At 54.5% G+C, this 26060-nt stretch carries 30 protein-coding genes; 20 read left to right on the plus strand and 10 right to left on the minus strand.

What is annotated here, in order from left to right; all coding sequences use genetic code 11:
• Positions 1-408 precede the first annotated feature (408 nt).
• The 8 genes from rdgC to GEAM_RS21390 all read left to right on the plus strand — a co-directional run bounded on the left by rdgC (position 409) and on the right by GEAM_RS21390 (position 6051).
• Positions 409-1326, plus strand: a complete 918-nt coding sequence (rdgC, locus tag GEAM_RS21355) for a recombination-associated protein RdgC (protein ID WP_034795830.1) — start codon at positions 409-411, stop codon at positions 1324-1326.
• A gap of 106 nt (positions 1327-1432) precedes the next feature.
• Positions 1433-1951, plus strand: a complete 519-nt coding sequence (locus GEAM_RS21360; RefSeq protein WP_034795832.1) for a hypothetical protein — start codon at positions 1433-1435, stop codon at positions 1949-1951.
• A gap of 14 nt (positions 1952-1965) precedes the next feature.
• On the plus strand, positions 1966-2547 hold the full coding sequence (locus GEAM_RS21365; RefSeq protein ID WP_034795834.1) for a hypothetical protein: 582 nt from the start codon (positions 1966-1968) through the stop codon (positions 2545-2547).
• Positions 2544-3227 carry a hypothetical protein gene (locus GEAM_RS23205; protein ID WP_128124657.1) on the plus strand — a complete coding sequence of 228 codons (684 nt, stop codon included), beginning with the start codon at positions 2544-2546 and terminating at the stop codon, positions 3225-3227. The genes GEAM_RS21365 and GEAM_RS23205 overlap by 4 nt, the downstream gene beginning before the upstream one ends.
• A 21-nt stretch (positions 3228-3248) precedes the next feature.
• Positions 3249-4007: a hypothetical protein gene (locus GEAM_RS21375; RefSeq protein WP_034795838.1), complete on the plus strand. Its 759-nt coding sequence runs from the start codon at positions 3249-3251 to the stop codon at positions 4005-4007.
• A gap of 8 nt (positions 4008-4015) precedes the next feature.
• Entirely contained in the window at positions 4016-4492 is a 477-nt protein-coding gene (locus GEAM_RS21380; RefSeq protein WP_034795841.1) for a hypothetical protein, read from the plus strand.
• 208 nt (positions 4493-4700) lie between these two features.
• Complete coding sequence (locus tag GEAM_RS21385) at positions 4701-4943, plus strand: excisionase (protein WP_034795844.1); 243 nt, start codon at positions 4701-4703, stop codon at positions 4941-4943.
• Positions 4927-6051, plus strand: a complete 1125-nt coding sequence (locus GEAM_RS21390) for a phage integrase Arm DNA-binding domain-containing protein (RefSeq protein WP_034795846.1) — start codon at positions 4927-4929, stop codon at positions 6049-6051. Before GEAM_RS21385 ends, GEAM_RS21390 begins: the two co-directional genes overlap by 17 nt.
• Positions 6052-6165: 114 nt before the next feature.
• Here the strand turns inward: GEAM_RS21390 and ompC are convergent, their stop codons facing one another.
• From ompC to GEAM_RS21420, 7 genes are all read right to left on the minus strand, one after another.
• Positions 6166-7284: a porin OmpC gene (gene ompC, locus GEAM_RS21395; RefSeq protein WP_034795944.1), complete on the minus strand. Its 1119-nt coding sequence runs from the start codon at positions 7282-7284 to the stop codon at positions 6166-6168.
• 479 nt (positions 7285-7763) lie between these two features.
• Positions 7764-7967 carry a hypothetical protein gene (locus GEAM_RS23210; RefSeq protein ID WP_128124658.1) on the minus strand — a complete coding sequence of 68 codons (204 nt, stop codon included), beginning with the start codon at positions 7965-7967 and terminating at the stop codon, positions 7764-7766.
• Between the two features lie 143 nt (positions 7968-8110).
• Positions 8111-8668, minus strand: a complete 558-nt coding sequence (locus GEAM_RS22425) for a GNAT family N-acetyltransferase (RefSeq protein WP_051899604.1) — start codon at positions 8666-8668, stop codon at positions 8111-8113.
• Positions 8669-8719: 51 nt separating this feature from the next.
• Entirely contained in the window at positions 8720-9571 is an 852-nt protein-coding gene (locus tag GEAM_RS21405) for a metal ABC transporter permease (RefSeq protein ID WP_034795849.1), read from the minus strand.
• The gene (locus tag GEAM_RS21410) at positions 9568-10437 is read right to left on the minus strand and encodes a metal ABC transporter permease (RefSeq protein ID WP_034795852.1); all 870 of its coding nucleotides are present in this window, start codon (positions 10435-10437) and stop codon (positions 9568-9570) included. Before GEAM_RS21410 ends, GEAM_RS21405 begins: the two co-directional genes overlap by 4 nt.
• The gene (locus GEAM_RS21415; RefSeq protein WP_051899605.1) at positions 10434-11231 is read right to left on the minus strand and encodes a metal ABC transporter ATP-binding protein; all 798 of its coding nucleotides are present in this window, start codon (positions 11229-11231) and stop codon (positions 10434-10436) included. The genes GEAM_RS21410 and GEAM_RS21415 overlap by 4 nt, the downstream gene beginning before the upstream one ends.
• Positions 11228-12169, minus strand: coding sequence for a metal ABC transporter substrate-binding protein (locus tag GEAM_RS21420; RefSeq protein WP_034795855.1), 942 nt, complete (start codon positions 12167-12169; stop codon positions 11228-11230). The genes GEAM_RS21415 and GEAM_RS21420 overlap by 4 nt, the downstream gene beginning before the upstream one ends.
• Before the next feature lie 190 nt (positions 12170-12359).
• On the opposite strand from GEAM_RS21420, the gene mntR reads away from it, so the two are divergent.
• Both mntR and GEAM_RS21430 read left to right on the plus strand, forming a co-directional pair.
• Positions 12360-12803: a manganese-binding transcriptional regulator MntR gene (gene mntR, locus GEAM_RS21425; protein WP_034795953.1), complete on the plus strand. Its 444-nt coding sequence runs from the start codon at positions 12360-12362 to the stop codon at positions 12801-12803.
• A gap of 181 nt (positions 12804-12984) precedes the next feature.
• On the plus strand, positions 12985-13413 hold the full coding sequence (locus GEAM_RS21430; protein ID WP_034795858.1) for a hypothetical protein: 429 nt from the start codon (positions 12985-12987) through the stop codon (positions 13411-13413).
• Between the two features lie 40 nt (positions 13414-13453).
• On the opposite strand, the gene GEAM_RS21435 is transcribed toward GEAM_RS21430, so the two are convergent.
• The gene (locus GEAM_RS21435; protein WP_244956655.1) at positions 13454-14086 is read right to left on the minus strand and encodes a TetR/AcrR family transcriptional regulator; all 633 of its coding nucleotides are present in this window, start codon (positions 14084-14086) and stop codon (positions 13454-13456) included.
• 179 nt (positions 14087-14265) lie between these two features.
• Between GEAM_RS21435 and GEAM_RS21440 the strand changes: the two genes are divergently transcribed.
• Positions 14266-15480: a Tm-1-like ATP-binding domain-containing protein gene (locus tag GEAM_RS21440; protein ID WP_034795861.1), complete on the plus strand. Its 1215-nt coding sequence runs from the start codon at positions 14266-14268 to the stop codon at positions 15478-15480.
• Positions 15481-15492: 12 nt separating this feature from the next.
• Complete coding sequence (locus tag GEAM_RS21445) at positions 15493-16323, plus strand: phosphoenolpyruvate hydrolase family protein (protein ID WP_034795864.1); 831 nt, start codon at positions 15493-15495, stop codon at positions 16321-16323.
• A 72-nt stretch (positions 16324-16395) separates the two neighbouring features.
• Here the strand turns inward: GEAM_RS21445 and GEAM_RS21450 are convergent, their stop codons facing one another.
• On the minus strand, positions 16396-16809 hold the full coding sequence (locus tag GEAM_RS21450) for a hypothetical protein (RefSeq protein WP_034795867.1): 414 nt from the start codon (positions 16807-16809) through the stop codon (positions 16396-16398).
• A gap of 55 nt (positions 16810-16864) precedes the next feature.
• Positions 16865-17152: a HigA family addiction module antitoxin gene (locus GEAM_RS21455; protein ID WP_034795871.1), complete on the minus strand. Its 288-nt coding sequence runs from the start codon at positions 17150-17152 to the stop codon at positions 16865-16867.
• 194 nt (positions 17153-17346) lie between these two features.
• Between GEAM_RS21455 and GEAM_RS21460 the strand changes: the two genes are divergently transcribed.
• The 8 genes from GEAM_RS21460 (at position 17347) to GEAM_RS21495 (ending at position 26012) form a co-directional block, all read left to right on the plus strand.
• Entirely contained in the window at positions 17347-18345 is a 999-nt protein-coding gene (locus GEAM_RS21460; RefSeq protein ID WP_034795874.1) for an LLM class flavin-dependent oxidoreductase, read from the plus strand.
• Between the two features lie 10 nt (positions 18346-18355).
• A complete protein-coding gene (locus tag GEAM_RS21465) occupies positions 18356-18919 on the plus strand; it encodes a GNAT family N-acetyltransferase (RefSeq protein WP_034795877.1) in 564 nt (187 codons plus the stop codon).
• 34 nt (positions 18920-18953) lie between these two features.
• A complete protein-coding gene (locus GEAM_RS21470) occupies positions 18954-20579 on the plus strand; it encodes an ABC transporter substrate-binding protein (protein WP_034795880.1) in 1626 nt (541 codons plus the stop codon).
• Positions 20580-20621: 42 nt separating this feature from the next.
• Entirely contained in the window at positions 20622-21629 is a 1008-nt protein-coding gene (locus tag GEAM_RS21475) for an ABC transporter permease (protein ID WP_034795882.1), read from the plus strand.
• On the plus strand, positions 21626-22465 hold the full coding sequence (locus GEAM_RS21480) for an ABC transporter permease (protein ID WP_034795883.1): 840 nt from the start codon (positions 21626-21628) through the stop codon (positions 22463-22465). Before GEAM_RS21475 ends, GEAM_RS21480 begins: the two co-directional genes overlap by 4 nt.
• The gene (locus GEAM_RS21485; protein ID WP_034795885.1) at positions 22462-24069 is read left to right on the plus strand and encodes a dipeptide ABC transporter ATP-binding protein; all 1608 of its coding nucleotides are present in this window, start codon (positions 22462-22464) and stop codon (positions 24067-24069) included. The genes GEAM_RS21480 and GEAM_RS21485 overlap by 4 nt, the downstream gene beginning before the upstream one ends.
• A gap of 36 nt (positions 24070-24105) precedes the next feature.
• Positions 24106-25458: an LLM class flavin-dependent oxidoreductase gene (locus GEAM_RS21490; RefSeq protein WP_034795887.1), complete on the plus strand. Its 1353-nt coding sequence runs from the start codon at positions 24106-24108 to the stop codon at positions 25456-25458.
• A 248-nt stretch (positions 25459-25706) separates the two neighbouring features.
• Positions 25707-26012 (plus strand): YdgH/BhsA/McbA family protein, encoded by a 306-nt coding sequence (locus GEAM_RS21495; RefSeq protein ID WP_034795889.1) that lies wholly within the window; start codon positions 25707-25709, stop codon positions 26010-26012.
• The last annotated feature ends 48 nt before the right edge of the window (positions 26013-26060 follow it).

The raw sequence follows: 26060 nt of genomic DNA on the forward strand, positions 1-26060 counted from the left end.
CATAACACAACGGCAAGGGCACTGGGGGTTGAGGAACTCACCAACAGGCGGGCAACTACCACAGTTGATCCAGTGCTCTTCCCGTTGTGGCAGGCATCAGGGGATGGTCGGGTTACCCTGCCCGGTTGCGGTTTCGACTACCGCCGCCACACGCCTAATCGACGTGGAAAACCGATATTTGCTGTGTGTAGTTCTTGGCGACTGGCCTGATCCTTCAATCAACCAACATCAGGGGGAGTGAGGATAATGTTCTATCAGGTCAGTCGCCCCTTTTTTACAGACATAGATAAGGGTTCGTTGGCCCCGTCCAGCACGCCCTGTGCATTATCCGGCGGCCCTTATCTATGTGTGTTAACTGGGTATCGATGTGCAGAGAAATGCCCTTTTTAAAACAGTGTGGAGAGCAAGATGAAATTAGCAACAATCAAAAATGCCATCGTCTATAAGGCTGAGCTGCCAGCGGCAGACCTGCTGGAAGGTCACTTGAACGAATTCCCATTCTCGGAAATTAGCGAGCTGGAAATGGCGCGCGTGGGCTTTATCCCGAACCTGATCACCGCGGAAGTGGTTACGCCATTCAAAGGCGGCCTGTCTGTATCGCTGCGCATCGATGAGAAAATCATTCCCGGCGCCGCGGTGAGAAAAGAAGTGCTCGAGCGCGTGGCAACCATCGAAGAGAAAGTGGGCAAAAAACTCAAGCGCGCTGAGAAATCCAACATTAAAGATTTGGTGATTCAGGACTTCTGCAAAAAGGCTTTTGTGAAAACTACCGTTCTGAATGCGTTCTACAACACAGAACATCGCCTGCTCATTGTCGCCACTGGCAGCAAGCATTACGCAGGGGTTCTGGTCAGTTACTTGGTCAAGGCCGTTGGCTCGGTTAAAACGGAAACCATCCATATCAGCGATATCAAGCACGGCCTGACAACCAAGCTGAAAGCCTATCTGAATGATGATCAGCAGGCCTTTGAAGGGTTTCACGTAGGCGACTTCACCCAGCTTTCACGAAAAGTGGACCAGAAAGAAGTTATCAAATACGCAGCTGATATCGACAGCATCAGCGAAGAGCTGCGCGAGAACTTGGATAATGGCTACATCGTTGACTGCATCAACCTGCGCTTCGGTGATGTGACGTTCCTGCTGACTGAAAACTTCCACTTCAAGCGTGTTGATCTGCGCGAGCTGGCTGACAACGATGAAGATGACTTGCCGTTCCGCTGGCGCCATGAAGCCGCTGTCGCCACGCTGCTGCTTAGCAGTGTCATCAATACTCTGTGCACCCTGCTGAGCTACAAACCTCAGGAAAAAGAGATCAACCCTCAGTAAGAATGACGCCCTGCTCGCCGGGGCGAAAAAAACTGATAAACGAAATTTTATTGCCATAACTGGCAAGGGATTCGCTCAACCTAAAAATGACGTGTGGAGTAATTTCATGACTTGGTTAACCACTTTCTCCGGCCAGCACTTGGACTTCTCAAACCCCAATGTGCTCGCCTTCAACATTACCGATATCGCACAGGGGCTGTCACACGAATGCCGATTTGCCGGGCAGATCTCCGACTTCTACAGCGTGGCCCAGCACTCCGTGCTGTGCAGCCTGATTGTGCCACCAGCGTTTGCCCTTGAAGCGCTGCTGCATGATGCGGTCGAAGCCTACTGCAAGGATATCCCAGCGCCGCTGAAACGCCTGCTGCCCGACTACCAGCGCATTGAAGACAGCATGGACCGCCTAATCCGCGAGAAGTATGACCTGCCGCTTCAGATGAGCTCAGTCGTTAAAGAGGCGGACCTAATCATGCTGGCCACCGAACGGCGCGATCTGGAAGTCGATGTTGATAACCATTGGCCGATGCTTGACGGCGTAGCACCGGCGGACGTTCGCATTTTCCCACTGAACCCATCACAGGCCCGCGCCGAGTTTCTTCGCCGCTGGGAATACCTGACTAACTGATAAGGCATCCCATCATGACCATTTCAAAACAGCTATCTCCAGTTGGCTACCTGAATAAAATGACCGGCCATATCTGGACACCTACCGAGCAGCCTAATGCCGCCGCCGAACCGGGACTCTACGAACCACTGGTGCTGAGTCGCGAGGCGCTGGCCGTAGTTCAACAGAAGGACGCCCTGCAGCTGCAAGTCGATAACATCCTGCGCGGGCTAGGCATCACCGGCGACGGCCCGTTCTCACAGTTAGTGCTGGAGAAGTTCATTGCCATTCAGGCAGAGCGGGATGCTCTGGCGGCGGAGAACGCGGCGCTGAATGATTGGTTTTCAAACAATGCTAAAGCAGTTGGTCACTGGAATTCGTGGGCAGATGAAGAGGATAAAATACCGCACTCACCAGCAACACCAGCCACTGACGCAGTTATCGCTAACACGCAAGCTGGCGCTCTCGATGTGTTTGCTAACGCCGCTGAAGAACAGTTAGCCATTGGCAAAGAGAAAGCTGACGTGGTCGATACCGGGTTTAATCTCGGCGTGGAAGCGATGATTTCTATGTTGCGTATGTCGGCCAATGCTCTGCGCGCTGGGAGGAAGGGATGAAGATTGAAAAAACAAAAGACGGCGAAATCATCATTGGGCCAATTGATGATCTGCGGCTCACGCCCGGCCTATACCGTTCCAGAAGCGGTAGTACGCAGCAATTTGGCGATCGCATTGTTCGAGGCGGAAAGGTTATTCAGGAGTGCGATTTCTCACTGACTCCGCCCGAGAAGCACCTTTATGCGTTGGAAATTTCTGGTGTTTGGTTGTGGGTTAATGGCTGCGTTCACTGCAATGACAATGGCGATAAAATGTCTTATCAGTTTTGTGAAGAACATGACCGCTGCCAAGGCTGCAACAAAAAAAGAGCAGATTGCACCGGCATTCCGCCGCGAAACGAGCATGACCATGGCGGCGGGATGTGGGGATCCCATGACGATTGTGGTGTCTGGGGTTGGACTTGTCATCCATGTCATGAGCGACAAGAGGCGATAACTCGCGAAGCCGCATTGTCCCGCATCCTTCCGGATGATGAATTCGATGAAAATGACTACGAATACGAAGATGAGGCCAAGTGCCCTTACTGCAACGCAGAGGTATGCACTGACGAATCTTATGATGCAGACGGCGAAGAGTTGGAATGTGGTGAGTGCGGCCACGCGTTTACCCTTACCGCAAATCACAGCGTTACTTGGTCAACATCGCGTATCGCGCCTGTGAAGGAACAACCTCATGACTGAGACAACCAAAAGGAGTGGCTGATGATTCACTACCACGGCGGACCGATTACCCCGGCCACGGCTGCTCTCAAGGCATGGAAAGGGAGGCATGCATTTATTTCTTATGAGAACCCAGAGCAACTACCTCTTGCTAGTGAAGTGACTCAAAGTTTCGCTCTGGACAACGGTGCTTTCTCTGTGTGGAGTAAATCTAAAAAGAATCGGGATGATTGGTCTGGATATTACGAATTTGTCCTGAGATGGAAAAATCACCCCCGCTTTTCCTTTGCAGTTATCCCGGATGTGATTGGAGGTACGTCAATCGAAAACGACGCCCTGCTCAAGGAGTGGCCTCATGGAAATTTCGTCGGCGCGCCTGTCTGGCATATGAATGAGCCTGATGAGAGGTTTGTTCGACTATGCCATGAGTATCCGCGCGTTTGCATAGGTTCAATGGGTGAATACGACGCCAAAAGGCCGCGAGCATGTCGGGCAAAATTGCGCGACCTGATAAAACATGTTGTTGATGAAAATGGATACCCAATATCTCACTTGCACGGCTTGAGAATGCTTGACAAGAACATCTTCATGCACATACCACTTTCATCAGCTGACAGCACTAACGTCGCAAGGAATATTGGTATAGATAAGTCGTGGAATAAATCTGCATATGCTCCAGCATCGAAGGAGACTAGAGCTGCCGTATTGGTTGAGAGAATTGAGTCCAACAATAGTGCTAGCTCTCTAAATTATGACGAGGAGAGGGATCGGTTCACTCCACAGTTAGCTTTCGAAATATAAGGAAACCTATGAGCGCAATTGAAGTCCTGAAACAGAAAGTTTTAGGAATGTCAGATGAGGTGGTCATAACTCTAACTACCCAGCAAGCCAAGGTCATTCTCGACCAACTCGAAGCAGAACGTCAGCAGCGAGAGGAGGCAGAGGCAGAACTCGCCGCGCTTCGGGGTGAGCAAGGCCATGGCGACACAATGGTGTACATGATGCCAAACGTATTCGCCTCATTGGTGAATACCGCGCGAGACGTAGCTCTCGAATACAAAAATGCTCAATGCTTGCGTGATGCTTTGTCGCGGGAATTGAAAGGCTACTTCACTCTCTCCCGCCAGCCTAAGCCCGTGGTGGTGCTGAGTGATTGCGACATTGGAGCCGTATCTCATATGGCCCACTGGTACTCGGAAGAGCAATGCGAGGCATGGGTGGCAGGTGTTGATCACGCCAAGAGGCAGATGCAAGCCGCTGGCATCGTCGTTAAGGATGGTGAGTGACATGGCCGAGCGCCTCCCCCGCGTGCGTGGGGAATTCGTATCATATCCGGGGTTTTGGTGGTTCTCTCCACCAGATCCTTCGGCACGACTGCCGGCGGGCGTCAAGATGATTAACCTCTTCGAGGGCCGCTATTACGGTCGGGCAAGAGGCCGGAATAACCTATAGAAACTCTGTGTGCAGCAGAAATTAACCAGTGTGGAGTGAATTATGACGAGAACATTAACGTTAGATGCATGGGCTCAGGATGAGTTTTCCGCGCCGATACCAAGCAAACCGACTCTGCTGAAGTATGCGAAAAGCGGCATGATCTTTCCCCCACCTTTCAAGGCCGGGCGCTGCTGGCGTGTCGAAGCTACAGCGCGCTTTATCGGGATGTCAGATAAGCCGGTGATAAAGAAAGGTGATAATCCACGTTTAATGAGGATTCTCAAAGATGGCCCGTCCACGTAAATACAACGTGAATATTCCCGGTCTCTCCTGCTACACCGACGCCAGAACCAAAAAGGTCTACTGGCGCTATAAGCACCCGGTTACCGGTAAATTTCATGGATTAGGTGATAACGAAGAAGAAGCAAAGGCGGTGGCCATGGAGGCAAATGTCCGGCTCGCCGAGCAAAAGATGGGCCAATTGATGACCATTCGCGACAAGTTGAGCCGTGAGACGGGGGGCGGAATTTCAGTTGATGGGTGGCTTAAAAAATATTGGAAAATTCAGGAGGAGCGCTGCCAAATTGGCGAGCTAAAGCCCAAAACTTTAAATAGCAAAAAATATCCGTTATCGGTTATGCAACAGGCTCTAGGCAATAAGGACATTACAACGATCCAAGTCAGAGACATTATCGACATCCTCAATGAATTTAAGGAACGCGGTAAAAATGGAATGGCAAGAGTAGTTCGTGGATTCATGAGCGACGTTTTTTTAGAAGCCCAACAAGCTGGGGAAGTTCCATCTGGGTTTAACCCGGCTAAATCCGCTAAGAGCCCGAAGGTAAGGGTACAACGTCAGCGGCTGGTGTTTGATGAGTGGAATGCGATCTACGAACAGGCAGCATCAGGCCCGAGATATTTGCAAAGAGCCATGCTTTTGGCCCTAGTGACAGGCCAAAGGCTGGGTGACATAGCGAAAATGAAATTCACCGATATCTGGGACGGAAATTTGCATATAACTCAAGAGAAAACGGGGGCAAGAGTCGCAATTCCGTTGGCTTTGCGGTGCTATGCGATTGATAAGTCACTGGAAGAGATCGTTGCGCTTTGTCGAGATAAAATTCTGAGCCCTTACCTCTTGCATCACCACCATTCTATGAGGGGGGTAAAACGTGGAACGAGAATACAGGCGCAGTCAATCACTAAGGCGTTTAGCTCTGCGAGAGATGCAACAAGCCTTAAATGGAGTAAGGGTACACCCCCGACATTCCACGAACAGCGCTCTCTTTCTGAGAGAATTTATCGTGATCAAGGTATAGATACCAAACAGCTGCTTGGACATAAAAACCAGCAAATGACTGATGTCTACAATGATGATCGAGGGCGTGATTGGACAGTTGTCGCGATCTGAGTGCGGTATGGTTTTTAGGTGGTTTTGCAGAAGAATTTTGCAGGGGTTTTGCAGAAGAATTATTTTTCCTTATATAATTCTTTGTAATCTTTGGATAAAACCCCAAGTTTTCATTCAAATACAGCTTCCTTTATAGAAGCTATCGGTGTTATCCAGCAGGTTGATTTTGTAATCAACGTAGGTCGACATATTTTTATTGAAGTTGTACGTGGTACCCACTGACACGTATTTCACCAGATCTTTATCATTGTTGATATTGGTGGTGTTGACGTTCAGGTTTTTGCCTTTGGATTGCAGATAAGAGACTTCTGGGCGCAGACCAAAATCGAATTGGTATTGCGCGGTCATTTCGAAGTTCTGCGTTTTGTTGGCGACGTTACCGTCGTTATCTTGCGTTGAGCCGTCAGCCAGCGTGGTTTTACCGCCGCCGTACAGGGTCATGTTGCGTGTTTCTGCATACATGGTCGCCAGATACAGGCTATTGGCGTCGTACTTTAGGCCGACGGTCCACACGTCTGCTTTATCGCCGTAGGCGTTAGTGCCGCCGTTGGTTTGGTCATTGGTACGGTCAGAAGAGGCAAATGCCGCGCCCGCGCTGAGGCCCATGCCGAAGTCATAGCTGGTAGACATGCCGTAACCATCACCATTCTGGTGGCGAACGTCGCGGCTATTGTTGGTGCCTTCGCCGTTGTTGGTGCCGTCGTTCGCGCCCTGATATTGCAGTGCGAAGTTCAAGCCTTCAACCAGACCGAAGAAGCCATTATTACGGTAAGTTGCCACGCCATTGGTACGGCCAACCATAAAGTTATCGGTGGTGGTATAAGAGTCGCCGCCGAACTCAGGCAGCATATCTGTCCAGGATTCAACGTCATACACCACGCCATAGTTACGGCCATAGTCGAATGAGCCGTAGTCACCGAATTTCAGACCCGCGAAGCCGAGACGCGTGGCGTTTTTAGAAGAACCGCTGCTTTCAGGGTTGTTGGCCTGAACGTTATATTCCCACTGGCCGTAGCCTGCGAGCTGGTCGCTGATTTGGGTTTCACCTTTGAAACCGAAACGGGCATAGGACTGGTCGCCATCTTTTGACGCATCGTCAGAGAAGTAGTGCAAGCCATCAACTTTGCCGTACAGGTCTAATTTATTGCCGTCTTTATTATAAATCTCGGCAGCGTGGGTAGCGGTTGCAATCAGTAAAACGGGAACCATTAATGCCAATGCTTTTAATTTCATGATTTCATTCCTTTCATCATTCAAATGAATATTTTTATTTTCAATATAATAAATTCATATATATTATATTTCCGTCTAATAATAACGACAGAGTTCCCTCTGGCATTAATTAAATTTCGAGAAATTGATTTATTATTTATTGCTAACTATTTCTTTTGGCTTGATTTATTTAATAAATGCATTGGGTTTGAATATATAAAATAGATATTTATTTCGCGTGGGAAAGAGTAAAAGACGGGTTTTAGAGGAATGCCAAGTCAAATTCGAGACAATAAAAAACCCATAACTGATACCAGTTATGGGCTCCACAAATGAGAGAAAAATCACATTTACGACGAGGTCAGAGAGAACTAAGGCTAAAAGTGTTGAACATTTACTGCACTACTACTTGGTCTATCAGGAGAAAGATCAGGAATTACGGCTGATAAGTGAGGCACAGCTCATTCCAGTAACTAAAGCGCACCCTGCGCCGGTAAAAGCTATTTCGTGCGATACCAGGCTGGGTCAACTCTTTCCATTGAAAAACTGCCCATTTCGATACCATATAAGCTTCCTGTTGGGATTAAGGCTTCCATCATGCGCGTGCTGTCCTGTGAAGGTTCAGTGAGAAATGCGGTTAAACATTTATCTTTAACGCGTTGCCACAAAGTCGTTGCTGAAGAAACCGAGTTTTTCTGCGTCATGATGTTGGCACCCCTTGATAAATAAATTTCTGAAAGAGAAATGCGTTTCGCGTCGCTCTTCGTTGAAACCAGTTAACAATGGAATGAAGCAGAAATAAAATGATGATTTCTGCTTTCTATATCTGTGAGATGACTATGAGGATTTAGCGATTTTTATAAAAGGCGAGAACGCGGCTCGGTTCAAAAGTGAAAATAACATACTCTCGACGATTCAAACTGATGGTATCAAATTCCGTCATCGGATAATGGCGATGAATAGCCAGCGACTTCTGATTTTCTTTATCGACAAAAGCCACGCCCAGCGCGAAGCGATGTTGCAACGTTTCACAGATATGCACCAGTAGCTGAGTCAATATCCCTTTGCCGCGAAATTCCCGCCGCACGCTTACCGGCCCGTAGAGGAAAATCTGCTCGGCTGGCACTTTGCCATTACTGACCACTGCGTTATAAGTGGCCTGCGCCACGCCCTGCTTGGCCTGCTTGCCGAGGGAGGTCATGGCGACACCGGCAATCTCCCCCTGCTCTTTGCAGACAAACACGCCGACGCCGTCCTGAAAGGTTTTCAGCAGGGATTCATCCATATTGCCCTGCGTAAACCCCTCGCTGGCGCGCTGCTCGGGGGTCAAATTTTCACCTTTGGATTCACTCAGAATTTGCAGGATAGCCTGCGCATCGGCATGGCCTGATTTAATGATTTCCATGAATACTCCTGAAAAGGGAATCTGCCGACAGTATGGCAAAGATCTCTCTTTTCAGGCGATATTTTCCGCGCGCCGGGCGGGGATTTTACGTAACAAATAGCCCGCCAGCGCCAGCAAGAACAGCGTTGCCTGCACCAGAACAATCGCGGGGCCCGTTGCTGCGTCAATATAGAAACTGATAAAGGTCCCGGCAACGGCGGCAATCAGTGACGTTGTCACCGCCACCATGAGCATTTTCGGCAGGGTTTTACACAGCAGGAAAGCCGTGATGCCGGGCGTTATCAGCATGGCGACCACCAACACCACCCCGACAGCCTGCAGGGCGGCGACAATGGTTAATGCCAGCAGGCACAGCAACGCATAGTGATAAAAGCGTACCGGCAGACCTATCACCTTGGCTTGAACCGGATCGAAGCAAAACAGCATCAAATCTTTGAACTTCAGCAAAATAGCCAGAGTTACGCCCCCGGCGATCACCAGCGTTTGCAGCATTTCGCCGTCGGTCACGCCCAGCACGTTGCCGAACAGAATATGGCTCAAATGCTGTTCGGTGTTGACGCGCGAGAACAGCACCAAGCCCGCCGCGAACATGCCTGAGAACACGATGCCCATCACCGAATCTTCTTTCACTCTGCAGTGCTCTTTAATATACCCCGTCGCCACCGCGCAAAATAAGCCGGAAACAAAAGCGCCAATCACCAGCGGAATGCCCGCCAGAAATGCCAATACCACGCCGGGCAGCACCGCGTGTGAGATGGCGTCTCCCATCAATGACCAGCCTTTTAAGACTAAAAAGCAGGAAAAAATGGCGCAGACGATGCTGGTGGCCATGGCGGTCAACAGGGCGCGCTGCATAAAGACGAAGCCCATGGGCTCCATCAATAGGTCAAACCATGAGGTCATGAGGCACTCTCCTTGTGCTGCGCCTTAGCTCTGATACGAAAGTGATTCGCCAGCCATCCGTGCTTAGGGGCGAAAACGAAGGCCAGCAGGAACACGCTGGTCTGCAAGCAGACAATCACCCCGCCGGTGGCGCCATCTAAGTAGTAACTCAGCCAGGCTCCCACGGCGCTGGTGACGGCGCCGATAGCCACTGAAATCATCAATAAGTGGGAGAATCTGTCTGTCAGCAAGTAGGCGGTGGCACCGGGGGTAATTACCATGGCGATCACCAAAATTGCCCCGACGGTTTGCAGGGCCGCCACGCTACAGGCGCTGAACAGGGTGAAGAAAATCACCTTAAGCCACAGCGGCGACAGGCCGACGGAGCGGGCATGGGCTTCATCAAAGAACACCGCCAACAGGTCGCGCCAGATGACGCACAGCACCAGCAGGGAGACGCCGACGATGATTTGCACCTGCAAAATATCAGCGTCATCAATGCCCAAAATATTGCCAAACAGGATGGACTGGACGTTCACCGAGGTGGGATTCAGTGACACTAGCAGCAGGCCCAGCGCGAAGAAGGAGGAGAAGACAAAGCCAATGATGGCGTCTTCACGCAGCCGGGTGTAGTGGCGCAGCAGAGTCATGGATAACGCCGCCAGAATGCCGGTTCCGAAAGCTCCAATAGCATAGGGGAAGCCCAGCGCGTAAGCCCCCGCCACGCCGGGAACCACCGAGTGCGACAGGGCGTCGCCCATCAGCGACCAGCCTTTGAGCATCAAATAAGCCGAGAGAAAGGCACACACCGCGCCGACTCCGGCGCTGACCCAAATCGCCTTCACCATGTAGTTATAGTGAAAAGGCTGCAGTAATAGCTCAATCATTGCACCAGCCTCATTGGCGATGGGCGCTCGGCGTCGCGCTCTTTGGCCAAGTAGTCGATATTGCGCATGGCACCGCCAAAGGCGTGCTCCAGATTGGCATGGGTGAAGGTGGTTTCCAGCGGGCCTTTGGCAATAACCGTTCGGTTAATCAGCACCACGCGGTCGCAGAAATCCGGCACGCTGGCGATGTTATGGGTCGACACCAGAATCAGGTGGCCCTCTTCCCGCAGCTGTCGGAGCAACTCCACGATGGCATTTTCAGTTTTGATATCAACGCCGGTAAAAGGCTCATCGAGCAGCATCACGCTGCCCTGCTGTGCCAACGCGCGTGCCAAAAACACCCGTTTCTTCTGCCCGCCGGACAGCTCGCCGATTTGGCGCTGTGCCAAGTCTGTCAGGCCCACTCGCGCCAGCGCCGACGCCACCTGCTTTTTGTCCTCTTTGGACGGAATGCGCAGGAAGGACATCTTGCCGTAGCGGCCCATCATCACCACGTCACGCACCAGCACCGGGAAGTTCCAGTCGACGTCTTCTGACTGCGGCACGTAGGCGATAAGGTTTTGGCGCAGCGACTTAGCCACGTCCATCTTGTTGAGCGACACGCTGCCGGTGGTCGGTCGAACAATACCCATGACGGTTTTAAACAGCGTGGACTTGCCGCTGCCGTTCACCCCCAGCAAGGCGCAAATTGAGCCGCCTTCCAGCCGGAAGCTGGCGTTTTCAATCGCCGTGTGGCCGTTGTTATAGGTGACACTGACGTTTTCAACATTGAGTTCTAAGGTTTCTGCGCTCATTGGCCGAATCCTTTAGCCACGGTCCCCACGGTGACTTTCAGCAAATCAATGTAGGTTGGCACCGGGCCGCTGGCAGTTGACAGTGAATCGACATACAGCACGCCGCCATAGGCCGCGCCAGTCTCTTTGCTCACCTGCTTGGCGGGCTTGTCTGAGATGGTGCTTTCACTGAACACCACCGGGATATGCTTCTCGCGCACCAAATCAATCAGCTTCTTCACCTGCTGCGGCGTGCCCTGCTCTTCGGCGTTAATCGGCCACAGATAGGCTTCCTGCAATCCGTAGTCCTTGGCCATATAGCTAAAAGCGCCTTCGCTGGTAACTAACCAACGCTGCTCGGCAGGGATTTTCGCCAGTCTGGCACGCAGCGGTGCATCCAGTTGACTGATTTTCTCTGAGTAGTCTTTGGCATTTTTGTCATAAATCTGCGCGTTGGCCGGATCGTACTTCACCAAGGCGGCGCGGATATTTTCGACATAAATCAGGGCATTTTTCGACGACATCCAGGCATGAGGATTCGGGTTGCCGAGATAAGGTCCTTCTTGGATTGGCAGCGGAGTAATGCCGTCGGTGACCGTCGCGGAGGGCACATTTTTGATATTTTCGAAGAAACGCCCGAACCAACGCTCAAGATTAAAGCCGTTCCACAAGATCAGATCGGCCGACTGGGTTTTGACGATGTCACGCGGCGTCGGCTGGTAATCATGGATCTCCGCCCCCGGCTTGGTGATGGATTCAACCGTGGCTGCGTCGCCCGCGACATTCTGCGCGATATCCTGTATCACGGTGAATGTGGTGACGACTTTGAATTTTTTCTTTTCTTTATCAGCGGCCTGCGCGTTGCCACCCAGCAGCGCGACCAGCATGCCAATCAGCATCAGCCGTAACTGAAACGGGGTAAGGCTGAACAGTTTCCAAACACTTTGCTTTCTCTCCATGAAATTTCTCCTGTGTACTCTTTTGCAGCGTTGCGACGTTTTATTACACAGGTATAGCACAGGCTATACTCCTTAGCCAATGCAAAGTTTGCAAAAATTGGTGCTAGCGCCAGCTTGGTTTACAATATCAGTCCCTGTCGCCGTAAATGGCGGCGGTAAAAAACCGTTGAGCAAGAAAGAGGCAAGCGTTGTGAATGAAAAGAAGGTGAATCCTTTACTGGATGTTGAAGAGCACGCTCAGGGTTTTTTACAAGTGCGAGAAGCGCATCGCCGCGAACTGATGGACGATTACGTCGAACTGATTTCGGATTTGATTCGTGAGTTTGGCGAAGCTAGACAGGTCGACTTGGCCGCCCGTTTAGGCGTTTCTCAGCCTACAGTCGCCAAAACCCTCAAGCGCTTAGCCAGTGCCGGATTAGTGCGTCAACTTCCCTATCGCGGGACGTTCCTGACGCCAGAGGGCGAGAAATTAGCCGCCGAAAACCGCGAGCGCCACAACGTGGTTGAAGCCTTCTTCATCGCGTTAGGCATCAGCCCGGAAACCGCCCGCCTTGACGCCGAAGGCGTTGAGCACCACGTCAGCGATGAAACCCTCGAAGTGTTCCGCCGCTTCACCGAGCAGAGCAAGAAGTAACTTCCTTTCCCGTCCTGATTGTTTTTTGGAACTGAGAGCTAGGCTCTCAGCTTTCCTCCCTCAAGCGCCCCCACCAGTAGCTATCTTTGATTCAGTTAAAGACTCTTTCACCTGCGGATTTCCTGACGCAGTGAGTGGTAATATATGACCTTTAAAACCACAAAATAACAGGGAGTTATTAATGAAATCATTTTCTAAATGGTTGCCATGGATTGTCATTGCGGGAATTTTGGTTGTGCTGATGGGGCTGTTTACGAGCATCTCAAGCACGGATGGTCGTTCGGATGATGTGTTAGAGCGTACTTCTAAAGTCAGCGACCGCATGTGGTTGTACGTGATAAAGAGCCAAAGCGAAAGTGCTCCCACTCATACCCTCTACCGTCACTATGTGGCGAGTGAAAAGAGCGGCACTGAAAATGACATAATCCAAAGCCTTGCTGAGGTAAGCCCTTTCCTGACGGGAACAGGCACGCTTTCTGGGATCCGTGAAGAGGCGGACAATCAGGTGTACATCACTTACACCGGTCCCGTGGTTTCGCTAAGCCACAAAGCCAGCTATGAATACCGCGGTGAGCAGATCACGGTGAATTTAAATTATCGGCTCAACTAAGTTCACAAATCATCACAAATGCCCGCTCCGCGCGGGCATGTTAATCCTGCTCACTCCCCAAGCGCGCATCTTCCTCTGCTTGTCGCAAGATGGCCTTGGCCATCCACTGGGTGAGATCCTGAATGTCGCCGTCACCGACCTGCCAAATGTCTTTCATCACCATAAACACTTCTGAGCCGTAAATCAGCGAAAAGGCGTGCATGGTGCGCTGGATAGCCTGTGGCGAAAGCCTGCCTTCTAACGGCTCGACCACGCGTTTCAAAATTTTCTTGCGGTTACCGCGCACCAGCGTCTCTTGAGCATGGGGATCGCGGCGTTTTTCTGACCATTGTTGCAGAGATAACTGTAAAGCCGCGCGCAAAACGCCTTCATGTTCTAGCATTCGTGGGTACGCAAAACGCAGCAACTCGCTTATGCGCTCGCTGGCGTGCGGATGTTGCGGGTGCCACTCAATGATGGGGCGCAGGCTCTCTTCCACCATCGCCGCCACCAGCGCGCTTTGCGTGGGGAAGTAGCGATACGCCGTCGCGCGGGAAAATCCGGCACTGGCCGCTACTTCGGTGAGCGTCGGTAACGCCCCGCTTTCCGCCAGACGCATGGCTGCGGCCACCAGCTTTTGCTGGGTGCGGGTCTGGGCTTCGGTCAGGGCGACTGGCGTATGAATAGGAGTCAAATTAGGGTTTCCACCGAGGAGTCTGATGAAGCAACTTTAACAAAAAATGCCTGCTGAAAAAGCAAAATCACCGAAATGTAAATTTTATGAGACTCGAGTCTCAAATGTGTATGATGACCTTGCTCCAATGAGACTGGCGTCTCATTATGCAGGGATATTAATCAAAAAAGGATGTCCTGATGAACGCAAAACAAGCCAGTGTTTATATTGCTACCACCACTGATACCAAGGGCCGGGAGCAGGCTTTTGTCGCCGAGTTAGTCCGTGCGGCCGGTGCCAAGGTGGTGACGGTTGATTTATCAACCAAGCACAAAACCCATGACGGGCAGGCTGATATCAGCGCCGCCACCGTCGCTGCGTTCCATCCTCAGGGCATCGATGCCGTTTTCTGTGGCGATCGCGGTAAAGCAATCACTGCCATGGCGCAGGCGTTCGAAGGCTTTATGGCCTCAAGGACTGACGTCGCGGCGCTGCTCGGGCTGGGCGGTTCTGGCGGCACGGCGTTAATCACGCCAGCCATGCAGGCTCTGCCCGTTGGCGTGCCGAAGCTGATGGTGTCGACCATGGCCTCTGGCGATGTCTCCGCCTACATCGGCGCGAGCGACATTGCCCTGCTGTACTCGGTTACCGACGTCGCGGGCCTAAATCGCATCTCGCGCCAAGTGCTGGCTAACGCCGCGCACCAAATTGCCGGCGCGGTGCTGTTTTCCCAGCCAGACGGTCAGGAGGACAAACCGGCGGTTGGCCTCACCATGTTTGGCGTCACCACCCCGTGCATCAATAGCGCCAGCGAGTTGCTAGAGAGCGAATTTGACTGTCTGGTGTTTCACGCCACCGGCAGCGGCGGTAAAGCGATGGAGAAATTGGTGTCCAGCGGGCTGTTATCTGGCGTGCTGGATCTCACTACGACCGAGGTGTGCGACCTGCTGTTTGACGGCGTACTGGCCTGCGGCCCGGAGCGTTTCGACGCCATGGCGCAGACGCAGATCCCCTTCGTTGGCTCCTGCGGCGCACTGGATATGGTCAACTTCGGGCATATTTCCACGGTTCCGGCCAGATATGCCGACCGCCAGTTTTATGAACACAACGCGCAGGTGACGCTGATGCGCACCACGCCGGAAGAGAACGCCGAAATGGCGAAATGGATCGGGGAGAAGCTCAACGCCTGCGAAGGCGAAGTGCGTTTCCTGATACCAGAGGGCGGTTTTTCCGCTCTAGATGCAGTCGGGCAACCTTTCTGGAACCCCGATGCGTTGAATGCTTTTGCTAACACCTTGGAAAACACCGTAAAACAGACCGCGAAGCGGCGTGTAATTAGGCTGAACTGCAACATCAATGATCCAGAGTTTGCAGAAACGGCAGTACGACTCTTTAAAGATATTGCTCAACATTAAGGGAAAACCATCATGGCTAAATTTGAACGACAGGCGCTGCTGGCAAAATTCCGTGAAATGATTGCTCGCCGTGAACCTATTATTGGCGGCGGCGCGGGAACCGGCCTTTCGGCAAAATGTGAAGAAGCGGGTGGCATTGACCTGATTGTGATTTACAACTCCGGGCGATATCGCATGGCGGGGCGCGGCTCTCTGGCGGGTTTACTGGCCTACGGCAACGCCAATGAAATCGTGGTGGACATGGCGAAGGAAGTGATCCCAGTCGTAAAACACACGCCGGTTTTGGCCGGGGTGAACGGCACTGACCCTTTCTGCCAGTTCGACAAATTCCTCGATGATTTGAAAGCGCTGGGCTTTGCCGGCGTGCAGAATTTCCCGACCGTCGGGCTGATTGACGGCAACTTCCGCGCGAATTTGGAAGAGACTGGCATGGGATATGGGCTGGAAGTGGATATGATCCGCCTCGCCCACCAGAAAGACATGCTGACCACGCCTTACGTGTTTAGCGCGGCGGACTCCATCGCCATGACCGAAGCCGGTGCCGACATCATCGTGCCACACATGGGCTTAACCACCGGCGGCAATATCGGCGCGGGCACTGCGTTGAAGCTGGAAGACTGCGTGCCGTTAATTAATGACTGGGCCAAAGCAGCCAAATCTGTGCGCGAAGACGTGATTGTGCTGTGCCACGGCGGCCCCATTTCGTCACCACAGGATGCAGAATTCATCATGCAGAACTGCCCACAGGTTGACGGTTTCTACGGCGCCAGTTCAATGGAGCGTCTGCCGACCGAAGTGGCACTGACCGAAACCACCCGCCAGTTCAAGTCATTGACTCGCTAAGGTTTTAACTATCAAAAAGCCCGGTGATTGCTGCAATCGCCGGGCTTTTTTTATGTCATCTTTTTATGCTGATTAAGGTCTGGCGTCCGCCGCGCCCGGCCAAATCCCTTCACACAGGATTTTGGCACAGCCAATACTTTGCTGGTGGCGAGCCGCCGCGTCGCCCGGCTCCTCTTTCATTTGATCAAGCATGCCGACAAAGCAGCGCGCTACCCAGCGTGAGGACAGGTCTTGACGGAAAAGTCCGCTCTGTTGGCACCCGGCCAATAGGCTGCTAATGGCCTCAACCAGCGCGGTTTTATGGCTATCGCCAAACGCCTGCTGGGTCAGCGCTGCGTCTTGGGTCAGGAAATTCAGCAACTTGCGAAAATGTAGGGCAATACGGTCAATAACCTGATTGTCCGGCGTGTTGGGTGCGAGCGTGAGGGTCGCCACCAAGGCGCTGAAGCGCTGGTCAAAATCTTGGCTGGAGGTTTGTTGTGTCATCGTGGGCCTAATTATTGGACTGGTTCGCAGCCCTGCTGTCTTTCAATTTAAATCGCTATGCCGTTTGCAATCGGTGCAGCTGTGAAACGTCCACAATCTGCCTCGCCTGCCACAAATCATAATCATTCTGCATGCCGAGCCAGACATATTCGGAGCTGCCGATCACCACCGAGAGACGAATGGCCATTTCAGGCGAAATATCGGACTTCCCGGCAACTATCCTCTGAACCGTCGAGGGCGCAACCCCCAACTCTTTCGCCAAAGCACGGGTACTCAGGTTTAACTCTTCCATGGTTTCTTTCACAAGAAGCCCCGGATGCGGTGGGTTATGCATGGTGGCCATTAATGATAATCCTTATCTCGGCACAACAGAAAGTGGCATCTTAAACCAAGTTCTTGGGCAATTACCTCTATTTCCTCGCCATCCCTATCTCATTTCGCGCAACTTCATAGCAACTATTGTTGTTTTACAACTTTCTAACCTGCCTTTAATAATCGAACCCATACCGAGTCAGGGAACATAAGGACAATAACGAGATGGGTTACCGATTAAGTCTGCTGGAAAAAAGTCCAATCGATGAAGGTGAAAGTGCCAGCGGTGCGCTGAAACGTACGCTGGAACTGGCGCAGAAGGCCGAGCGCTGGGGCTATCACCGCTTCTGGCTGGCGGAGCATCACAACACTGACAAGCTGGCGATCTCGTCGCCGGAAGTGGTGATTGCCTGGATCCTCGCCCACACCCAGCGTATTCGCGTGGGCTCAGGTGGCGTGATGTTGCAGCACTATAGCCCTTACAAAGTGGCGGAAAACTTCAACGTGCTCTCCTCGCTAGCGCCGGGCCGGGTGGATTTGGGCGTGGGTAAAGCGCCGGGCGGATTGCCGCTCTCGACGCGCGCGCTGCAATATGCGGTCGATCCCGCTTTGAAAGGAGATTTCGCTGACCAACTGCGCCTGCTCGACGACTGGTTAAATGCCAAGCCGAATGACACTCAGGGCGACACCCTGTTCGCCACGCCGCTGCCGCCGCAGAGTGCCGGGCGCTTCCTGCTCGGCGCCAGTGAGCAGAGCGCCCGATTGGCGGCCAGCCTGAACTGGAACTTTGTCTTTGCCGCGCATCTGAACGGCGACCAGACTGAAATCGGCCGCACCCTTTCAGCTTATACCCATGACAGTCAGGGGCGTCGCGCCCTGCTTGCGGTGTCAGTGATTGTGGCGGAGACGGCGGCGAAAGCCGAAGAATTGGCGGCTGACAAACAGGCTTTCCGCGTGATTGGTAGCGACGGTCAGAGCGTTACCGTGGGCAGCGTGGCGCAGGCCGAGGCTTACATTCGCCAATCCACCGCCGCCTCGCACAAGATTGAAGAGCGCGTCTCCTCGATTATCACCGGCACCGCCGAGCAGGTGCACCATCAGTTAGAAGAGCTACAGGCGCGCTATGGCGTTGAAGAGTTTGTCATCGACACGCCGCTGGCCCAGCCGCAGGCGCGTTTGGCTTCGCTCGAGCTGCTCGCCGCAGAGAGCCGGGCGCTGGCTTAGGGGGTTAGCAATGAGTCAACTTATCCGTCTGGCCCGTGAAGATGAGGCCGCCGAGCTGCATGGCCTGCTGCAACGCGCCTACTCGCCGCTGGTGAAATTGAACATTCACTTCACCATCACTCGCGCAAGCGTCGAGGACGTGCGTGAAGTGATCCGCAATGAAACCACCTATGTGCTGGAAACCGAGCAAGGCATCACGGCGACCCTCACCACGCGGTTTCCATGGACGCCGACCACCAAGAAAGAGTACGCGCCTTGGCCTTTTGTCCACTGGTTCGCGGTGGATGAGAATGCCAAAGGCCACGGCTATGGCGGCCAGATCATGACGCATGTCGAAAACACTTTTCTGCGCGATACCCTCAAAGTGCCCGCCGTCTATCTGGCGACCGCCATTCGCCACCCTTGGCTGACGGCGCTCTATCAGCGTCGCGGCTATGAGCCCTTCCACACGGCAGTGAATCCGCTGGGGGTGGAGCTGGTGTATTTACGCAAAATCCTCAACTCCTCGCTCTATGAGGCGCAGGCGCAAAAAGAGTTCGTGCGCACCGTGCCCGAGGCCAAGCTTTTCGTCTAAATGCCGTTTTAACTTATTGATCTCTGGGAAAACAATGAACCTTATAAAACCAACTATCGGGCTAACCGCCCTTTCGTTAATGGCGCTGTCTGTCAGTTATTCAGCCTTGGCTGCCGATCAAAAGCCGCGCAGCGGCGGCTCTCTGACCTGGGGCGTGGAAACCGAACCCAATACCTTCAACCCGCAGCTTAACGGCCAGTCGAAAGCCGAACTTATCCTGCGCGTGGCCTATGAATCTCTGCTAGCCCGCAAGCCGGACGGCTCCTACATTCCGTGGTTGGCCAAGGGCTACAGCCTGTCCGATGACGGCAAAACCTACACGTTCACCCTGCGCCCTGACGTGACTTTCTCTGACGGTAAAAAGTTTGATGCCAACGCCGTGGCGGAGAACTTCCGCCACGCGCAAGACCCGGCCTACTGCGCCGGTTCTAGCCTGTGCGCCATTGCCAGCCGTATCGAGAGCGTCACCACGCCGGATGAAAACACCGTGGTGATCACCCTCAAGCAGGTGTACGCGCCCTTCCTCTCTTTCGCCGCCGGGCTGAAATTGCTCTCTCCGGCCTCGTGGTCTTCTCCGCAGCTTAAAGCCGGTGGACCAGATTTGGCGGGCACCGGGCCGTTTATTCTCAAACGCTATGAGAAAGGCCAGCAGGTGGAATACGTGAAAAACCCGGCCTACAACTGGGCCTCGGCCAATGCCTCGCACCAAGGTCCGGCCTATCTCGACAGCGTGACTTATCGCTTCCTGCCTGAGTCTTCGGTGCGCACCGGCGCGCTGCTCTCGGGTCAAGTGGACGTGATTGAGGGGATTTCCGGTAATGACGCGGGGGAGTTCAAAGATAACCCAGACTTCACCTATCAACACGCTCTGAACACCGGCACGCCTTACTCCTTGTTCCTCAATGTGACTTACGGCCCAACGCAGGAAGTGAAAGTGCGTCAGGCGCTGTTGCAGGGGCTGGATATTGGGCCGATTTTGCAATCTATCTATCGCGGCGAGCGCACGCGGGTGTGGGGTATTACCTCGCCGGTGGACCCGCTGTATGACAACAGCCTCGACGGCAAATATGGCAATAATCCGCAGCTCGCCAACTCACTGCTGGATGAATCCGGCTGGAAAACTCGCGATGGCGAGGGCTTTCGCAGCAAAGACGGCAAAAGGCTGAGCATTGAGATCATTCAGGCGCAGGCCACGGTGCGCGACCAGCGCGATGTGCTGCTGCAAGCCCTTCAGGCGCAGGCTCGCCAGCGTTTGGGCATCGAACTGAAGATTCGATATGTCGACTCCGGCACTTACACCGATGTGCGCAATACCGGACTGTTTGGCTCGATTGCGAACTCCAACACCGACACCGACGGCATTGATATTGAAAACCACTATCTGCCGGTGAAAGGCGGCGGTGCCATCAACTATAGCCGTACCGATGCGCCAGAAATCGCTCCGTGGTTGCACGGCGCGGCGCAAACCCTCGATAACGACAAACGCAAAGGTTTTTATGCCCAGTTGCAGCAGTTTGCCATTGTGCAGCAGGCCTTCGCCATCCCGTTATATGAGCCGGAAGACCAGATTGCCGCCGCGTCGTATGTCCACGGTGTCGGCTTTAGACCTTTCAAGCAGATGCCTGAAAACGCCTATGACGTCTGGCTGAGCGACCATTAAATCGCGCCGAACTGAACTGTAAAAGAACCAAGGAGCCGCCCGATGACTGTTGAAACTTCACTTGATACGCCGCGCAGATGGCGCAGCCCGCCGACCTGGCGCGCGCCGCTGTTATGGCGAATTCTGCGCCGCATTGGCAGCGGCATTCTGGTGCTGTGGGCGGCGGTGAGTTTGTCCTTTATCAGCGTCTACCTCGCGCCGGGAGATATTGTCAGCCTGCTGATTGGCGAGCAGGTGCGCACCCCGGCGATTGAGGCTGCAATTCGCGCCGAATGGGGGCTAGACCAGCCGCTGTGGCTGCAATACCTGCACTATCTGTGGCGGGTGCTGCACGGCGATTTCGGCCGCTCTTACCTGCTCAATATTGATGTCAGTTCACTGGTCCTCTCGCAGCTCTGGCCGACCTTGAAACTGACCGGCGCGGCGCTGCTGGTCAGCCTGACCTTCGCCGTGGCGATGGCGGTGCTCACCGCTAACCGCCGCTTTGGCCGCCGGATTGCCGGGTTCTTCGAGCTGCTGCTGGCCTCGACTCCCTCTTTCTGGCTGGGGATCGTGCTGCTGTTTATCTTCAGCTTTACCCTGCGCTGGTTCCCGGTCGCCGGAGATCGCAACTTTTCGGCGCTGGTATTACCGGCGCTGTCGCTGGGCTTGGCTCAGGGCGCGGTGGTGGCGCAGGTGTTGCGCCGTGGGCTGGAAGACGCATTAAACGAACCTTTTGCCTTGACGCTGCGGGCGTGGGGACTGGGGAATTTAACCATTCGACTGCGCCACGCGTTACGCCACGCCGCGCTGCCCGCCGTCACCCTCACAGGCTGGCTGATTGGCGGGCTGCTCAGCGGGGCAGTTATCACCGAACAGGTGTTTGGCCGACCGGGGCTGGGCAAAGTGACGGTGGACGCCGTGCTCGGCAAAGACCTGCCGGTGGTGCTGGCGGTGGCGATTTTCTCGGCGCTGGTTTACGTGGTGATGAGCACGCTGGTGGATATTCTCTACCTGCTGATTGACCCGCGCCTGCGCGACCAACCCTCTTCACAGGGAGGCGCAGCATGAGCCTCTCTCTAAGCTTACAGCGCCGCCGCAGTTGGCCTTCAACAGGATTAGCAGTGGCAGCTCTGTTCCTGATTTTCGTCCTGCTGGCGGTGCTGTTTCCTTCCCTTATCAGCCAATATGACCCGCTGAGCGCCGACCCGATTAACGCCCAGTTGCCTCCTTCGGCCGCCCACTGGCTGGGGACCGACCAACTGGGGCGCGACGTGCTGACGCGTATTATCTACGGCAGCCGTTATTCGATGTTAATCAGCATCGCGGCGATGGCCGTGGCGGTCACCGTCGGCAGCCTGCTCGGGCTGTTGGCCGGGCTGGCGCGCGGCGCGCTGGATGAGTTTATTAGCCGCGCGGTGGATGTGATTTCCGCCTTCCCCGACCTGCTGCTGGCGCTGATGCTGATTGCCTTCACCGGCCCCGGCACCACCAATCTTATCTTCGCCCTCGGCGTCGCCTCGATCCCGCGCTTTGCCCGCGTGGTGCGTGCGCAAACATTTGTGGTGATGTCCTCAGGCTACGTTGAGCAGGCGCGCACCTTCGGCCTGACTCGCCGCACGCTGGTTTGGCGGCACGTGCTGCCCCACGCCATCGCCCACGTTCCGGTGCTGGCAACCTTGGGGTTAGGCACTGCGATCATCGGCACCGCCGGGCTGAGTTTCCTCGGCATGGGCCCGCAGCCGCCCACCGCGGAGTGGGGACTGATGCTGGCCGAAGGGCGAAATTATCTGCGCAACGCGTGGTGGATTGGCGTCTGGCCCGGCGTGGCCATTACCCTCACCGTGGTGGCAGTCAACACCGTCGGCCGCCACTGGCAGGCTCGCTTTGAAGGGAGACAAGCATGAGTCAGGAACTCTTTATTGATATCCGCAATTTGACCGTTAGCTTCCCTTCGCCGCAGGGCCGCAAAGTGGTGGTGCGCGGGTTAAACCTGCAATTACAGCGCGGGCAGTCTCTGGCGCTGGTAGGGGAGTCCGGCTCGGGGAAAACCGTCACCGCCCGCTCGCTGATTGGCTTGCAGGATGATAAAGCCGAGCTGACGGCGGACCGTTTTATGATTGATGGCCGCGACATGCTGCGCGCCAGCCAGCGCGAATGGCGCGGCGTGCGCGGCAAACAGATTGGCTATGTGCTGCAAGACGCGCTGGTTTCCCTCGACCCGCTGCGCCGTATCGGCCAGCAGCTGGGTGACGCTATTTTGGCGCATCTAAGCGAGGGCAAAATCGACCTGCGCAAGCAGAGCCTGCAACTGCTGGCGTCGGTAGGCATGCCGGAGGCGCAGCGCCGTCTGAGCCTCTATCCGCATCAGCTCTCCGGCGGCTTGCGCCAGCGCGCGCTGATCGCCACGGCATTGGCCGGGAAACCCGAGCTGCTGATTGCCGATGAACCCACCACCGCGCTGGATATGACGGTGCAAAAGCAGATCCTCGACCTCCTTCAGCGCCGCCGCGACGACGGGCAGGCGCTGCTGCTGATTAGCCACGACCTGTCCGTGGTCGGCCAACTGGCTGACGTAGTGATAGTGATGAAGGATGGCGAAGTGGTCGAGCAAGGCGCGACCTGGCAAGTGCTTAATGCTCCGGTCCATGAGTGGACTCGCCAGCTGCTACGCGCCGTGCCGACCCCCGACACCAAAGGCTTTCGCCTCTCTTCCCCCGCGCCGGTGGCCCTTCCTCAGCGCAAAATCACCGCCGGTGAGCCGCTGTTGCAGGCCCAGCATTTGAACAAGCATTACGGCGAGCATCAGGTGGTGCGCGATGTCAGTTTCCAGCTTTCGGCGGGAGAGACGCTGGGTATCGTCGGCGAGTCTGGCTCGGGCAAAACCACCGTTGCGCGCATGGTGCTGGGACTGACGGAGCCGGACAGCGGCCTGATCCAGATTGAAGCGCAGCCGTGGAGTCACGTGGCGGAGGCCGAACGGCGCCTGCGCCGCAGCCGCATTCAGCTGATTGCTCAGGACCCGCTCAGCTCCTTCGACCCGCGCTATACGGTGGAGAAAATCATTGGCGAAAGTCTCGACGCAGCGGGCATTTTCGGCGCGGCCCGCCGCCAGCGCGTGTTGCAGCTGTTGGATGAAGTGCGCCTCGGCGAGCGTTTTCTTCAGCGTTACCCGCGTGAACTCTCCGGCGGGCAGCGCCAGCGGGTAGCCATTGCTCGCGCTTTCGCGCCCAATCCTGCTTTGCTGGTGGCCGACGAGCCGGTCAGCGCGCTCGACGTCTCAGTGCAGGCGCAGGTGCTGGATCTGCTGGCTGATATGCAGGCGGAGCACCACACCGCGCTGCTGTTTATCTCTCACGACCTTGGCGTCATTCACCACCTCGCCGACCGCGTGCTGGTGATGAAAGATGGCGCGGTGGTCGAAAGTGGCGATGTGACTCGGGTGTTCAACCATCCGCAGCACCGCTGGACTCAACAACTGCTGGCCGCCCTTCCCGGTCAAGCGGCCTAGCTCGAACCATATCAACCCAACATTGAGGAAAGTGTCATGAGTAACAAGAGACAATTACGTTTGGGGGCGATCATTCAGGGCGCGTCAGGGAATATGTCCGCGTGGCGTCACCCCGACGCGGTGGCCGACGCCAGCATTAATATCCAGTTCTGCCAGCAGCTGGCGCAAAAGGCCGAACAGGGGAAATTTGATTTTCTGTTTGTCGCCGACGGCCTGTATATCAATGAGAAGTCGATTCCGCACTTCCTCAACCGTTTTGAGCCCATCACCCTGCTTTCCGCGCTGGCGCTGGTGACGCAAAAAATTGGTCTGGTGGCGACCCTCTCCACCTCTTATAGCGAGCCTTTTACCGTGGCGCGGCAGTTCGCCAGCTTGGATCACCTCAGCGGCGGTCGCGCGGGCTGGAATGTGGTGACTTCGCCGCTGGAAGGCTCGGCCAAGAACTTTTCGCGTGATAAGCACCCGGAGCACGACGAGCGTTATCGCATCGCCAGTGAATATGTCAGCGTGGTCAAAGGCTTGTGGGATTCTTGGGAAGGCGATGCTTTCGTGCGCGACAAGGCCAAAGGACAATTCTTCGCCCCGGATAAACTGCATACCCTGAACCATCAGGGGAAATATTTCTCGGTGCAGGGGCCGCTCAACGTTGGTCGCTCACCGCAGGGCCAGCCGGTGGTGTTTCAGGCCGGAGCTTCCGAGCAGGGCAAAGCCTTTGCCGCCGAGGCCGCCGACGCGATTTATACCCGTCAGGCTACGCCGGAGCTGGCCCGCGAATTCTATCAGGACGTCAAACGTCAGCTGGTTGAAAACGGTCGCGACGCCGAAGACATCCGCATCTTCCAAGGCATCAGCGTGATTGTAGGTGACAGTGTCACTGACGCCGAACAGAAATATCAGCAAACGGCCCAGCTAGTGACGGCCGATAAGGCGCTGGAGTACTTAGGGCGCTACTTCGAGCATTATGACTTTAGCCAGCATCCGCTGGATGAGCCTTTCCCGGACATCGGTGAGTTAGGCCAAAACAGCTTCCGCAGCACCACGGACTCCATCAAGCGCGATGCCAAAGCGCGCGGATTGACGCTGCGTCAGGTGGCCTTGGAAGCCGCGACCCCGCGCCCGACCTTTATTGGCAGTGCCAGCGACGTGGCTGATGGTCTGGAACACTGGTTTACCAGCGGCGCGACGGACGGGTTTATTGTTCGCGGCGGGACGCCAACGGCCTTCGACGATTTTGTCGAGCAGGTGATCCCACTCTTGCAGCAGCGAGGCTTATACCGCACGGAGTATGAAGGGGAAACGCTGCGTGAGAATCTGGGTCTGCGCGAGCCGGAAAACCAATTTGCCGTAAAACCCAAGGCTGAAGTTCGCCAACTGGCGGCGGTGAAATAGCCGCCAGCAGACCCGTTTCAATTCCCCCTAACCTGTAACCAACTGAAAATATCTTCTTTGAAGATTACGTTAAGTGTGGCGGGAGTTTTCTTAACAACTAATTAGCAATTAAAGCTAAAGATCGAAACAAAAATGGGTGTTTATTGGAACGGTGCCGGTGAATAAATCAGAGTGAGCGTCAACCTCTGTTTATTTCCGGCATTCTCTGACTGTCCGATGTAGAACTTGACCCGAGGAGGGGTAAGCCCATGAAAGACTTAGTAAATGATATCATATCCATATTCAACCCCAAGACGGTCACGCCTGTTTTAGTTCGTACAGGTTTATCGCATCGTGAAATAGCGTCCCTGCAAGCCGTCGGCGTAGCCTCGGTTTCTTGGGCAACCTCTATGGAAGAGCTGAATAGCGCATTTGTTAAAAAGGCGTTAGACGCCGGTGCTGTCGGTTATCACATTACTAATGTGGAATCGCACAAACCGGGCAAAGAAGACCAACACGTAATGGCCGCCACCGCGACCTTCTATCACATCAATCATAAAGCGGCCTATGGCTAATGTTGCAGAGCAGTCATGACGAAATTAACAATGCCGCATTCCACAAAG

The organism is Ewingella americana ATCC 33852 (assembly GCF_000735345.1).
Taxonomy (GTDB): Bacteria; Pseudomonadota; Gammaproteobacteria; order Enterobacterales; family Enterobacteriaceae; genus Ewingella; species Ewingella americana.

Bases quoted from the DNA above. Each gene is read 5' to 3' on its own strand.
- GEAM_RS21390 (WP_034795846.1), top strand. From the start codon at position 4,927: ATGGCCCGTCCACGTAAATACAACGTGAATATTCCCGGTCTCTCCTGC.
- GEAM_RS21440 (WP_034795861.1), top strand. From the start codon at position 14,266: ATGAACGCAAAACAAGCCAGTGTTTATATTGCTACCACCACTGATACC.
- ompC (WP_034795944.1), bottom strand. From the start codon at position 7,284: ATGAAATTAAAAGCATTGGCATTAATGGTTCCCGTTTTACTGATTGCA.
- GEAM_RS21410 (WP_034795852.1), bottom strand. From the start codon at position 10,437: ATGATTGAGCTATTACTGCAGCCTTTTCACTATAACTACATGGTGAAG.
- GEAM_RS22425 (WP_051899604.1), bottom strand. From the start codon at position 8,668: ATGGAAATCATTAAATCAGGCCATGCCGATGCGCAGGCTATCCTGCAA.
- GEAM_RS21485 (WP_034795885.1), top strand. From the start codon at position 22,462: ATGAGTCAGGAACTCTTTATTGATATCCGCAATTTGACCGTTAGCTTC.
- GEAM_RS21375 (WP_034795838.1), top strand. From the start codon at position 3,249: ATGATTCACTACCACGGCGGACCGATTACCCCGGCCACGGCTGCTCTC.
- GEAM_RS21465 (WP_034795877.1), top strand. From the start codon at position 18,356: ATGAGTCAACTTATCCGTCTGGCCCGTGAAGATGAGGCCGCCGAGCTG.
- GEAM_RS21490 (WP_034795887.1), top strand. From the start codon at position 24,106: ATGAGTAACAAGAGACAATTACGTTTGGGGGCGATCATTCAGGGCGCG.
- GEAM_RS21450 (WP_034795867.1), bottom strand. From the start codon at position 16,809: ATGACACAACAAACCTCCAGCCAAGATTTTGACCAGCGCTTCAGCGCC.
- GEAM_RS21430 (WP_034795858.1), top strand. From the start codon at position 12,985: ATGAAATCATTTTCTAAATGGTTGCCATGGATTGTCATTGCGGGAATT.
- GEAM_RS21360 (WP_034795832.1), top strand. From the start codon at position 1,433: ATGACTTGGTTAACCACTTTCTCCGGCCAGCACTTGGACTTCTCAAAC.
- GEAM_RS21405 (WP_034795849.1), bottom strand. From the start codon at position 9,571: ATGACCTCATGGTTTGACCTATTGATGGAGCCCATGGGCTTCGTCTTT.
- GEAM_RS21480 (WP_034795883.1), top strand. From the start codon at position 21,626: ATGAGCCTCTCTCTAAGCTTACAGCGCCGCCGCAGTTGGCCTTCAACA.
- GEAM_RS21420 (WP_034795855.1), bottom strand. From the start codon at position 12,169: ATGGAGAGAAAGCAAAGTGTTTGGAAACTGTTCAGCCTTACCCCGTTT.
- GEAM_RS21475 (WP_034795882.1), top strand. From the start codon at position 20,622: ATGACTGTTGAAACTTCACTTGATACGCCGCGCAGATGGCGCAGCCCG.
- GEAM_RS21455 (WP_034795871.1), bottom strand. From the start codon at position 17,152: ATGGCCACCATGCATAACCCACCGCATCCGGGGCTTCTTGTGAAAGAA.
- rdgC (WP_034795830.1), top strand. From the start codon at position 409: ATGAAATTAGCAACAATCAAAAATGCCATCGTCTATAAGGCTGAGCTG.
- GEAM_RS21415 (WP_051899605.1), bottom strand. From the start codon at position 11,231: ATGAGCGCAGAAACCTTAGAACTCAATGTTGAAAACGTCAGTGTCACC.
- GEAM_RS21365 (WP_034795834.1), top strand. From the start codon at position 1,966: ATGACCATTTCAAAACAGCTATCTCCAGTTGGCTACCTGAATAAAATG.
- GEAM_RS23210 (WP_128124658.1), bottom strand. From the start codon at position 7,967: ATGACGCAGAAAAACTCGGTTTCTTCAGCAACGACTTTGTGGCAACGC.
- GEAM_RS21385 (WP_034795844.1), top strand. From the start codon at position 4,701: ATGACGAGAACATTAACGTTAGATGCATGGGCTCAGGATGAGTTTTCC.
- GEAM_RS21460 (WP_034795874.1), top strand. From the start codon at position 17,347: ATGGGTTACCGATTAAGTCTGCTGGAAAAAAGTCCAATCGATGAAGGT.
- GEAM_RS21495 (WP_034795889.1), top strand. From the start codon at position 25,707: ATGAAAGACTTAGTAAATGATATCATATCCATATTCAACCCCAAGACG.
- GEAM_RS21470 (WP_034795880.1), top strand. From the start codon at position 18,954: ATGAACCTTATAAAACCAACTATCGGGCTAACCGCCCTTTCGTTAATG.
- GEAM_RS21445 (WP_034795864.1), top strand. From the start codon at position 15,493: ATGGCTAAATTTGAACGACAGGCGCTGCTGGCAAAATTCCGTGAAATG.
- GEAM_RS21380 (WP_034795841.1), top strand. From the start codon at position 4,016: ATGAGCGCAATTGAAGTCCTGAAACAGAAAGTTTTAGGAATGTCAGAT.
- GEAM_RS23205 (WP_128124657.1), top strand. From the start codon at position 2,544: ATGAAGATTGAAAAAACAAAAGACGGCGAAATCATCATTGGGCCAATT.